Source organism: Salinimonas lutimaris (assembly GCF_005222225.1).
Classification (GTDB): Bacteria; Pseudomonadota; Gammaproteobacteria; order Enterobacterales; family Alteromonadaceae; genus Alteromonas; species Alteromonas lutimaris.
On record NZ_CP036536.1, the window covers coordinates 1572312 to 1582958 of the forward strand.

Consider the following 10647-nt stretch of genomic DNA (forward strand, 5'->3'; position numbering starts at 1 on the left):
TGAAAGTGAACAATATGAAAGTGACTGTCCACTAAGTGCATTACCAAAGTGCCGTTAGCAACAACAGAATAAGTGACTGTCCATCAGTTGATACAGCGTAGCCTTGTGAGGCCGGTTTTGATAGACTCCGGCCAGTTTAAACAGACGTATCAGGTAAACAGGCGCGTGCAGCAGATGGCGAATTTCGAGGTAAACGGGCAAGCTTTTGATAATGATCCCCAGGTGGATATATTGATGGCGCTGTTTGATAAAACCTTTTACCAAAGCTTCAATACCCGGTTGATTCGCGGTGAAGATGAACCTGTGTATTTGCCGGCCAGCGCAGCGGTGCCTTATCATCAGATTGTGTTTGCTCATGGTTTTTTTTCCAGCGCGCTGCATGAAATTGCGCACTGGTGTATTGCTGGCGCCAGACGTCGGTTGCTGGAAGATTATGGCTACTGGTATTGCCCAGACGGGCGTGATGCCAGTCAGCAGGCAAAGTTTGAGCAGGTGGAGGTACGTCCGCAGGCTATTGAATGGGCGCTGGCGGTGGCGGCTGGTCGTCGCTTTCAGGTCAGTACTGACAATCTGAACGGGGCCGAGCCGGATCGCGAAGGCTTTACGCGGGCGGTCAGAGCGCAGCTTAACGACTATCTGGCCTCCGGCTTTCCGCCGCGGGCCCAGATGTTTATCGATGCCCTGCGACAAACATTTAATACCAGTGCACAGGCGCTGATTACACAGGCGCAGGCTGCATGAAAATGAAACCGGTATTTAAACTTGGTGTATTAGTCAATCCCTTTGCCGGCATCGGCGGCGCACTGGCCCTAAAAGGCAGCGACGGCGCTCAGATTCGTGCGCAGGCGCTGGCCATGGGAGCACAACAGCTGGCGCCGGAAAAAATGGCCCGGGCACTGTCGGATATTGCCGCTTGCGGACTCGACGTGCAGGTGTACACCGCTGCCGGTGACATGGGCGAACATAGCTGTGTTCAGGCTGGCCTTGCCTGCGAAGTGGTGTTTACCCCAGAGGCAGCTCAAACCGAAGCCAGCGATACCCAGGCGGCCGCCACAGCACTGCTGGCGTATAACCTTGACTTACTGGTATTTGCCGGGGGCGACGGCACAGCACGAAACCTGTGCGATGTTATTGGCAATAAAGTTCCTGTGCTGGGCGTACCGGCGGGCTGCAAAATTCACTCGGGTGTGTATGCTGTGACCCCGGGCGCTGCAGCCAGGGTTATTACCCTGATGGCACGCGGTGAACTGGTTAGTCAGTTTGACGCTGAAGTGCGCGATATTGATGAGGATGCCTTCCGGCAGGGTAAGGTACAGGCACGTCATTATGGCGAGATGCGGGTTCCTCATGAACTGCAGTATATCCAGGCGGTTAAAATGGGCGGCCGGGAGCATGATGAACTGGTGCTGGATGACATTGCAGCGTATGTCAGCGAGATGCTCGACGATGACGAAGAGCGCTTTTATGTCATGGGCTCCGGCTCGACGGTGGCCGCCATTATGGACGCCGCAGGGCTGGACAATACCCTGCTGGGTGTGGATGTGGTTCACCAGGGGCAAGTGGTGGCAAGCGATGTGACCGCCACGCAGCTGCTTGATATAACATGCGGCAAGCCTACCCGGCTGGTGATTACGTTAATTGGTGGTCAGGGTCATATTCTTGGTCGTGGTAATCAGCAGCTCAGTCCAGCGTTCATCCGACAACTGGGCAAGGAAAATATGCTGGTGGTTGCCACCAAAGCAAAATTACAGGCGCTGGAAGGACGGCCACTCAGGCTGGACTCTGGCGACAGCGACTTAGACTCACTGCTGGCCGGCAGTGTTCAGGTCATAACAGGTTATCAGGATAAAGTGCTTTATCCTGCGATATAGGAGAAGATATGCAGACCGCACCGCTGGCTGACAACAGCTTTATGCAGCAATCCCAACATATTGAACAGGCCCTGGACGCTGTGGTGGACCATGGTAACGACGACGAGCTTTTTATTGCCAGCTATCTGCAGGGGCATTTTGCTGTTATCTCCAAACCACTGGAAATGGATGAGCAGGCCAGCCTGGCTAAGCTTAATGACGCTGTGACCGCCAGTCTGGCTGATGCCTTTGCCAATAACGAACTGGAAGCAGATGACCAGCAAAAGGTGCATGCATTGTGGCAGCGCCTGGTTGAGCAGGCTGCCTGAATAAACCTTGCTGACCGTTGTACAGCGGCATCCCCTTGCCGCTGTCAGCCTCTTCGCTTCTTGCTTTGCCATCCTACCGGCACCGGCGTGCCATCAGTGTGCGTCATGTTATTGTCGCTCGTTACGCAGATGTTTGTTATTTAAGTAAATTACATCAGTGGTATAAATCTTGCGGTAGCAGTCTCCAGACACACCTTTTTGACGCAGACTTATGACCTACTTATCTTTTTATCGTGCGGTACTTTTGAGTGTTGTGCTGGGCAGTTTTCTCAGTGCCTGTACATCTGTGCCTGACGAGCCGATTGAATCGCAGTCGGTCAGAATTCCGGTAAACCAACTGGGTAATTCGGAGTATCAGACCTACCTATTGGCTAATGAGCTGTTTGCCGGCACCCGGCCAGCCCGGCATGCACGCTACGCTGTGACCGGTTTTGTACCGGTAGGCTCGATGGAGTTTGATGGCGAGGAGCAGCGCCCGCTTATGATGCTGGGACATCAGCTGGAGCAGGGGCTGATTACTGAAGCAACAAAAAGAGGCTTTACCGCTCAAGAGTTTAAGCTGACGAACGATATAATAATCAGTGATGATAGCGACAGAGTGTTATCGCGCCATATTGCACAGTTATCCGGACTGGACCGGGTAGATTTTTATATCACCGGTACCCTGGTGCACCAACAGGATGGTGCCATGGTGAACGCCCGGATAATTGATGCCAGAACCAAAGACATAGTGGCTGCCGCAACCCGCTTTTTCCCGGCCGGGTTATTTTGGGAGCAGGAACAGGTCACCAGCCGTAACGGACGCCTGTACAGAACAGAAGATGAGGGGTAGGGAATAATGATAACGCGATATCTGATGCTCGGTAGCCTGATACTGGCCACCACTGCCTGTACCACTGTTGAGCACGACCCGACGGATCGTGGCACGGTGTCTGATGCCGGTTCACTGGATATTGTGGATGTTCAGGCCATTGACCGGCACAGCGCTCAGCAAAGACCTGACGATGAGGCGGACAGCTTTGGAGCGGTAGGACAGCCCCGGCTCTATTCCAGTGTGCAGGGGGCTTACAAGGGCCGGCCGCTGACCCGGCATGTGGGCGACTATGTCAAAAATCTGACTCAGGATCTGATCTCCAATATGGAATACGTGACCAGCAAAACGCCGGTGGCGGTGACCAATTTTGCGCTGCTTGACTCAGACTTACAGCAAACCGATCTGCTTGGCCGTCAGATGTCAGAGTCGTTTATGCACGAATTGCATAAATTCCGTATCCCGGTGCTGGATTATAAAGCCACCGACTACATTCGTGTTACCGGCGACGGGGATTTTTTACTGTCCCGGGATTATTTAGATCTGAACAGTTCGCTGCCCATTGAATATGTGCTGACCGGTACCATGGCAAAACATCAGGGCGGGGTGCTGGTCAATGCCCGTATTCTGGGCATTGAGTCGCGGGCGGTAGTGGCCAGTGCACAAACCCTTATCCCGTTTTATGTGGTAGATGCGCTGATCCCCAGCGATGGCGGTGCCAGCGCAGGTACCAAAGACGGCGTGAAACTTAGTAAGGGATAACCATGGGCCGGACATTCTATCAGTTAAACCTAACCTGTCTGGCCGGCATACTGGTATTAATCAGCGGATGTAGTGCGCTGGATGAACAGTATCACAGAATGACTGAGACCCGGGCCACCTGGGATACATCTGCAGGTGAACCGGTGGTGGTGCCGCCAAAAGGGACCGGGCTGGCTTATCAGCCCGATACCCGGGACCTGACCCTGCCAGAAAATGAGCCGGTAGCTACCCGTTTTCAGGATCCGCTGCAGACCGGTTTTTATGCCCGCCAGACTCACAAATCGCTAAATGAATACGCTGATCAGCTGGCAATGCAGTTAATGCGCACGGCGACCGGACTACAGCCTCAGGCCACCATTGGTATCGCCAGTTTTGTTCGCCTGAGCCACTCGTTACAGGACACTACTGTACTGGGGAATCAGCTGGCAGAATACCTGATGGGCCAGTTGCAGGATTATGGCATGGGCGTGGTTGATTATAAGCTGACCCGCTTCATTCAGATTACGAAGCGAGGCGATATTATTATGAGCCGCAAGGTAAGGCAGCTGGCCGCAGACGCCAGTATGGCACATGTACTCACCGGTACTATGATTGAAACCCCGCGGGGAGTCAGGGTAAACGCCCGCATTATCAGTCTGGATGATCAGCGTATGGTGGCCAGTGCCAGTTTGGATATCCCCGCTTTTATTGTAACCAGTCTCAATCCTGTGACGGCAATGGCGCACTAAGCTCGCCACGGATAGCCTGACGTATGGTAAAACGCCACGGATTGACGGTATTAAGCAGATGTTCGGGCAGTGGCAGCGGTTCGTGGCATAACTGACAGGCTAATACCTCGGCCATCATCGGGGCGGTGGTCAGTCCCCGGGAGCCCAGTCCGGTCAGCACATGCACCGGCGCCCCCATCGGCGGCGGCATCGTATTAAGTGGCTTGCCTTTGCCCAGTTCCAGCCAGGCCTGTGGCATCAGCACCGGGCCGGGTAACTGCCCGCAGGCAGGCTGATGGTCCGGCATGCCCAGTCTTATTGCGGCCCGGGCCTGTCCGTCATGTTGCAGGCTGTGCAGCCAGTCTGCCTGGGGCATGGCGTTATGATGCGTGGCCAGATTCTGCTTGCTTTCCTGCTCGCGCACACCTAAGTCCAAATCATTTTTCACATAGGTAGACCCCAGCGCGTGGCGCTTATCCAGTCCAACCGGAGTCAGGTATCCTTTATGGCACAGCACAGTGTTAAGCGACCCGGAGGCTACTGATTGTGGCACGGCTTCTACCTGGCCGCGCACCGGGCGCAGTGGCAGCACATCGGCAACCGGTAAATGGATGTTATCTGCACCGCCGGCAAACACCAGCTGATCTACCTGCAGGTCGGCCTGATCACTGTGTATTATCACCCCGTCATCGTTTACCGAATAGCCGGTGACGGTGCAGCCGGTGATCTCCTTCAGTAACCCTGACTGGCGGGCCTGCGCGAGCATAGCGTTGACCAGCTGAGGCGGGCTGAGCCAGCCCCCGGCGGGAATATGCAGCGCCCCGGTGGACAGGCTGATACCGGCAATCTCGCTGGCCTGCTCGCCACTGATATGACGTATCAGCTCTGCCGGCCACAGTTCACTGTTGGCAAGCCGGGCGTGGCGTTCAGCCATAGCCTCAGTAAAATCCAGCTGTAATACCCCGCACCAATCGTGCTCAGCTTCCTGGGAATCAAACAGGGCAGCGTAGCGACGCCGCGCGTATAAAAAACTGTGCGCCTGAAGCTGACTGGCATGACTGGCCTGAGCATGTAGCTGCGGATAAAAGCCACCTTGTGGATTTCCCGAGGCGCCATCAGCCACCTGACGCGTCAGCAGGGTAACGGTAATACCACGTTCAACCAGTGCCAGGGCTGCGCTGGCCCCGGCCAGTCCGGCACCCACAATTCCGACGCGCTGGGTGATACCTAGCGGCGGCTGATTAAACATAGAGTAGGGCAGCGGGGTGGCAAACCGGCCGGTATCAGCGGTTTTATCACCCGTATAGACACCGGCCAGCATGTCGCGCTTGCGCCCGAAGCCGCGTTGTTTGCTGACCTCAAACCCCACCGCCTGCAGACCGCGTTTTACCACGCCGGCCGCAGTGAACGTACCGAAGGTTGCGCCGGTCCGCGACAGTCTGGCCATTTGTTCAAACAGCGGCGCTGTCCACATATCCGGATTTTTAGACGGTGCAAAGCCATCCAGAAACCAGGCATCAACCAGGCCTTCATGCGGTGAGTGCCATTGAGGCAATAGTTCATGTACATCACCCATCCAGATATCCAGACAGGTGTGGTATTCGCGAATATCCAGCCGGTGGCAACCATTCATACTCAGCGGATACTGTGCCAGTAACGCTTCAGCCGGCCCGCGCATTGCTGTAAAGTGAGCCAGCGCCTGGGTCATGTCCTGGCGGGCCAGCGGATACTTTTCAGTGGTAAGAATATACAGACGTTTAAGTGGATGCTGCGGGTTATGCTGTCGAAACTGAGCAAAGGCCTGCATCGCCACCAGGCAGTTCAGTCCGGTACCAAAGCCGGTTTCGGCAATCACAAAGTGCGCACGCTGGTGGGACTGCCAGCGTTCCGGTAGCTGGTTGGCGGCAATAAACACATGCCTGGTTTCATCTACCCCGCTATCATTGGAAAAATACACATCGTCGAAGGCATCGGCGACCGGCGTTCCCTGTTCATTAAAATGGACTTTGGCGTGATCAGTTTTCACCCACTATTACCCTTGAATTACTGTTATTTGACTGCACGATCATAGCGTGCATGATACAGTGAGGATAGTCATTCACATCATCAGTGATGATTTGTTAAGCAAACGCTAAAAGAGCAGACCACTTTGCTTAACAGAATCGTTACCATATGCCCCAGCAAAATAAAGGGTGAATTATGAGAAGAGCAGTTATCACCGGTCTTGGCATTGTGTCGAGCATCGGTATCAATAAGGACGACGTACTTGCTTCACTAAAAGCGGGCAAATCCGGGATCACATTCTCAGAGCAGTTTGCTGAGATGGGTTTGCGCAGCCAGGTCTGGGGCAATGTAGATATCGACCTTAAAGATCATATTGACCGTAAGGCCATGCGTTTTATGGGCGACGCGGCAGGCTATGCTTATGTCGCCATGCAACAGGCAATTGCCGACGCTGGCCTGGAAGACAACGACGTGTCTAACGAGCGCACAGGCATTATTGCCGGCTCCGGCGGTGCATCATCAGAAAATCAGGTATTATCAGCTGACATTCTGCGCGAAAAAGGCGTTAAGCGCGTTGGCCCGTATATGGTGCCTCGCTGTATGTCTTCTACCGTATCTGCGTGTTTGGCAACACCATTTAAAATTCGCGGTGTGAATTACTCTATCGCCTCAGCCTGTGCCAGTAGTGCCCATGCCATCGGTAATGCCATGGAGCTGATTCAGCTGGGCAAGCAGGATATTGTGTTTGCCGGCGGTGGTGAAGAGCTGCACTGGGCCCTGTCCAGCCAGTTTGATGCGATGGGCGCGTTGTCGACCAAATACAACGACAATCCGGCTGTAGCTTCACGCACCTATGATGCTGCCCGTGACGGTTTTGTCAGTTCAGGCGGCGGTGGTATGGTCGTGGTTGAGGAGCTGGAACATGCACTGGCCCGCGGCGCGACCATTTACGGTGAAATCACCGGATATGGCGCCACATCTGATGGCTTTGATATGGTAGCCCCTTCCGGCGAAGGCGCGCTGCGCTGCATGAAAATGGCCATGCAAAATGTTCCGGAGCCTATTGACTACCTTAATACGCACGGCACATCTACCCCCGTGGGGGATGTAAAAGAGCTGGGTGCTATTCGCGAAATGTTCGGCAATACGCCGGTGCCTATCAGTGCCACCAAGTCGCTCACTGGCCATGCGCTGGGCGCGGCGGGCGTGAATGAAGCGATTTACAGCCTGCTGATGATGAAAAACAATTTCATTGCCCCGTCAATTAATATTGATGAGCTGGACGAACAGGCTCAGGGGCTGGATATTGTGACTCAGGCTCGCGAAGCAGAACTGAACACCATTATGTCGAACAGCTTTGGTTTTGGCGGCACCAACGCCACTCTGGTAATGCAACGATATAAAGGCTAAACCCAGTCTGGTTTTACTTTACAACCCTGTCAGAAGCGTTGCTTCTGACAGGGTTTTTTAGTTTTCAGGGTTGAAAAAAGCTGGTTCAGGCGCATGTGCAACTTCATCTGCAACGGTGTTTGCAACAGTATTTGCACAGAGACGCGGGCCGCGCGAAAAGGACAGGTTATGAAAATTCTGTATGAAGACAGCATTCCACACGGACATGATTATTTTAGTCAGCTTGGAGAAGCCCGGTCTTACCCGATGGGGACCAATCCGGCTGAATGGCTGTCTGACTGCGGTTATCTGGCCATCCGCTCTACCACCCGGGTTGACGAGGCATTGCTCAGACAGGCCGGACAATTACAAATGATTGCTACAGCGACTGCTGGTACCAATCACATGGATATCCCGGCGATCGAGCAGCACAACATTGCATGGCGGGATGCTGGCGGTTGTAACGCAGTGGCGGTGGCAGAATATGTAGTCAGTGTGTTGCTCAATGCCCGCCGGCAAAAACAGTTGGATCTGGATCGTATTACCGTGGGCATTGTCGGGGCAGGGCATGTTGGCACCGCACTCTCTCGCTTGCTTGGGGCGTTGAATATCAGCTATGTACTTAATGACCCGATTCGTGAGCAACAGGGGGACAATCGTCACTTTGTCAGTTTGGATGAGGCACTGCGTTGTGATGTGGTAACGCTGCACGTGCCCTTCACCACCACCGGTGAATTTGCCACGGCTAACCTGATTGGAGCTGACCAGCTAAACCACCTGTCATCTTCACAGTTACTGATCAATGCCTGTCGTGGTGAGGTGATTGATGAAACCGCGCTTAAACAGCGCTTGCAATCCGCCGATGCGCCTGTTGTGGTACTTGATGTTTTCAATCGCGAGCCTGACATTGATACCGAACTACTGCCGCTTATCTGGCTGGCCAGCGCACATACGGCCGGGCATTCTGTGGAAGGAAAAGTGCGTGGTACTCAGATGGTTTACGAGCAGTTTTGTGAGCATGCAAATGTGACCAGGCAACTGGCGTTAGAAGATTTTCTGGCAAGCCCGCTGCCGGTCGATTTTACCCCCCGGGATCCGTCGATGGAAGCGTTGGGATGGGATGAGATCAGTGAGCTGTTGCTGTCGATTTATGATGTGGCAGAGGATGACCGGGATTTTCGAAACGCCATGGCGCAGGGAGAATCGTTCGCGCGGATCAGAAAGCAATACCGGGTACGGCGCGAGTGTAACAGCTATACGCTAAGGTTAACGGGAGTCGTTTCAGAAGGTATACTGCGCCAGTTAACCGGACTGGGTTTTATTCTTGAAACCCTGTAAATGTTTTTAAAAAGTAGGAGTTACTGAATCCATGTCACAAGCCTTTGATGTTGCTGTACTAGGCGCAACCGGTCTGGTCGGTCAGGCCATGATTGAAATGCTGGAGGAGCGGGGTTTTCCGGTCAATAATCTGTATCCGCTGGCCAGTGAGCGGTCTGCCGGAAGCACGATCAGTTTTAAAGGTGAGGAACTGGAAGTCCTGAATGCCGACGATTTTGACTTTGGGCTGGTTCAGATTGGATTTTTCTCTGCCGGCGGCAGTATCTCAGAAAAATTTGCGCCCATTGCCGCTGATGCTGGCTGTGTGGTCATTGATAACACCTCTCAGTTTCGCTATGACCCGGACGTGCCGCTGGTTGTACCGGAGGTCAACCCTCACGTACTGGCCGACTTCAGAACCCGTAATATTATTGCCAATCCAAACTGCTCAACCATTCAGATGCTGGTGGCATTAAAGCCTATTCACGACGAAGTGGGCATTGAGCGGATTAATGTTTGCACGTACCAATCGGTATCCGGCGCCGGTAAATCGGCGATGGAAGAACTGGCCCGGCAAACTGCAGCCCTGCTGAACGCCAAAGAAGTGGAAAATGAGGCATTCAGCCGTCAGATTGCCTTTAATACGATTCCGCAAATTGATGCATTTCAGGATAACGACTACACCAAAGAAGAAATGAAAATGGTGTGGGAAACCCAGAAAATTATGGGTGATATGAACCTGCTGGTCAATGCTACAGCGGTTCGTGTACCGGTGTTTTACGGACACGGTGAAGCGATCCATCTGGAAACCCGGATGCCGATCGAAGCGGAGCAAGTCAAGCAATTGCTATCTGATGCGCCGGGTTTGAAAGTGTATGACACCAATGAGAGCTTCCCTACTCAGGTAGGTACCGCCAGCGGTAATGATCTGGTTCACGTAGGCCGGATTCGCAACGATATTACCCATCCCAATGGTCTGAATCTGTGGGTGGTATCGGACAATGTACGCAAAGGCGCTGCCACGAACAGTGTGCAGATTGCAGAATTGTTAATTCGCGATTATATGTAAAGCCTTATAGCCGCAGGCCAGAGCGAGTCTGGCCTGCTATTTTGCAGGTAAACTTTCCTGCTTCCCTGCCGATATCCTCTGCAATATCATTGACCTGCTATCTTTGTTCAGTAAGTGAGCTAACTGTTTGTCTCTAACGGTTTTTCTGGATGTAGCTAGATTGAAAGCGCGGTCTGGTTTATAGTTTGGACAAGATGCCGGTATTCATCGACGGGTGACAATTTTCAGCCCGATTCAGCGGGCAGCCGGAACAAAATCACTAATGTCTGGATTAAACCTTGCATAACTCGCTGTTTATTCCATAGTTTACTTGGCAACGACAAAAAAATGGCAGTGCGGATTGATGCCACTATTCCTGTCCGGGACACATCCGCGCGAGCATAACAATAATCAGGCACAAAAGTGCTGC

The 10647-nt window shown here is 53.3% G+C and carries 10 protein-coding genes; 9 read left to right on the forward strand and 1 reads right to left on the reverse strand.

What is annotated here, in order from left to right:
* The first annotated feature begins 174 nt into the window (after positions 1-174).
* The 6 genes from EZV72_RS06715 to EZV72_RS06740 all read left to right on the forward strand — a co-directional run bounded on the left by EZV72_RS06715 (position 175) and on the right by EZV72_RS06740 (position 4480).
* On the forward strand, positions 175-741 hold the full coding sequence (locus EZV72_RS06715) for an elongation factor P hydroxylase (RefSeq protein WP_137166516.1): 567 nt from the start codon (positions 175-177) through the stop codon (positions 739-741).
* Complete coding sequence (locus EZV72_RS06720) at positions 738-1871, forward strand: ATP-NAD kinase family protein (protein WP_137166517.1); 1134 nt, start codon at positions 738-740, stop codon at positions 1869-1871. The genes EZV72_RS06715 and EZV72_RS06720 overlap by 4 nt, the downstream gene beginning before the upstream one ends.
* A gap of 8 nt (positions 1872-1879) precedes the next feature.
* Complete coding sequence (locus tag EZV72_RS06725; protein ID WP_137166518.1) at positions 1880-2179, forward strand: YfcL family protein; 300 nt, start codon at positions 1880-1882, stop codon at positions 2177-2179.
* Positions 2180-2390: 211 nt separating this feature from the next.
* Positions 2391-3011, forward strand: coding sequence for a FlgO family outer membrane protein (locus tag EZV72_RS06730; protein WP_137166519.1), 621 nt, complete (start codon positions 2391-2393; stop codon positions 3009-3011).
* 6 nt (positions 3012-3017) lie between these two features.
* Positions 3018-3752 (forward strand): FlgO family outer membrane protein, encoded by a 735-nt coding sequence (locus EZV72_RS06735; RefSeq protein ID WP_137166520.1) that lies wholly within the window; start codon positions 3018-3020, stop codon positions 3750-3752.
* A gap of 2 nt (positions 3753-3754) precedes the next feature.
* Positions 3755-4480: a FlgO family outer membrane protein gene (locus EZV72_RS06740; protein WP_137166521.1), complete on the forward strand. Its 726-nt coding sequence runs from the start codon at positions 3755-3757 to the stop codon at positions 4478-4480.
* On the opposite strand, the gene mnmC is transcribed toward EZV72_RS06740, so the two are convergent.
* Positions 4452-6485, reverse strand: a complete 2034-nt coding sequence (mnmC, locus tag EZV72_RS06745; protein ID WP_137166522.1) for a bifunctional tRNA (5-methylaminomethyl-2-thiouridine)(34)-methyltransferase MnmD/FAD-dependent 5-carboxymethylaminomethyl-2-thiouridine(34) oxidoreductase MnmC — start codon at positions 6483-6485, stop codon at positions 4452-4454. The genes EZV72_RS06740 and mnmC overlap by 29 nt on opposite strands.
* 173 nt (positions 6486-6658) lie before the next feature.
* Between mnmC and fabB the strand changes: the two genes are divergently transcribed.
* The 3 genes from fabB (at position 6659) to EZV72_RS06760 (ending at position 10238) form a co-directional block, all read left to right on the forward strand.
* Positions 6659-7873, forward strand: coding sequence for a beta-ketoacyl-ACP synthase I (fabB, locus tag EZV72_RS06750; RefSeq protein ID WP_137166523.1), 1215 nt, complete (start codon positions 6659-6661; stop codon positions 7871-7873).
* Between the two features lie 168 nt (positions 7874-8041).
* Positions 8042-9190: a 4-phosphoerythronate dehydrogenase gene (locus EZV72_RS06755; RefSeq protein WP_137166524.1), complete on the forward strand. Its 1149-nt coding sequence runs from the start codon at positions 8042-8044 to the stop codon at positions 9188-9190.
* 31 nt (positions 9191-9221) lie between these two features.
* A complete protein-coding gene (locus EZV72_RS06760) occupies positions 9222-10238 on the forward strand; it encodes an aspartate-semialdehyde dehydrogenase (RefSeq protein WP_137166525.1) in 1017 nt (338 codons plus the stop codon).
* Positions 10239-10647 lie beyond the last annotated feature (409 nt).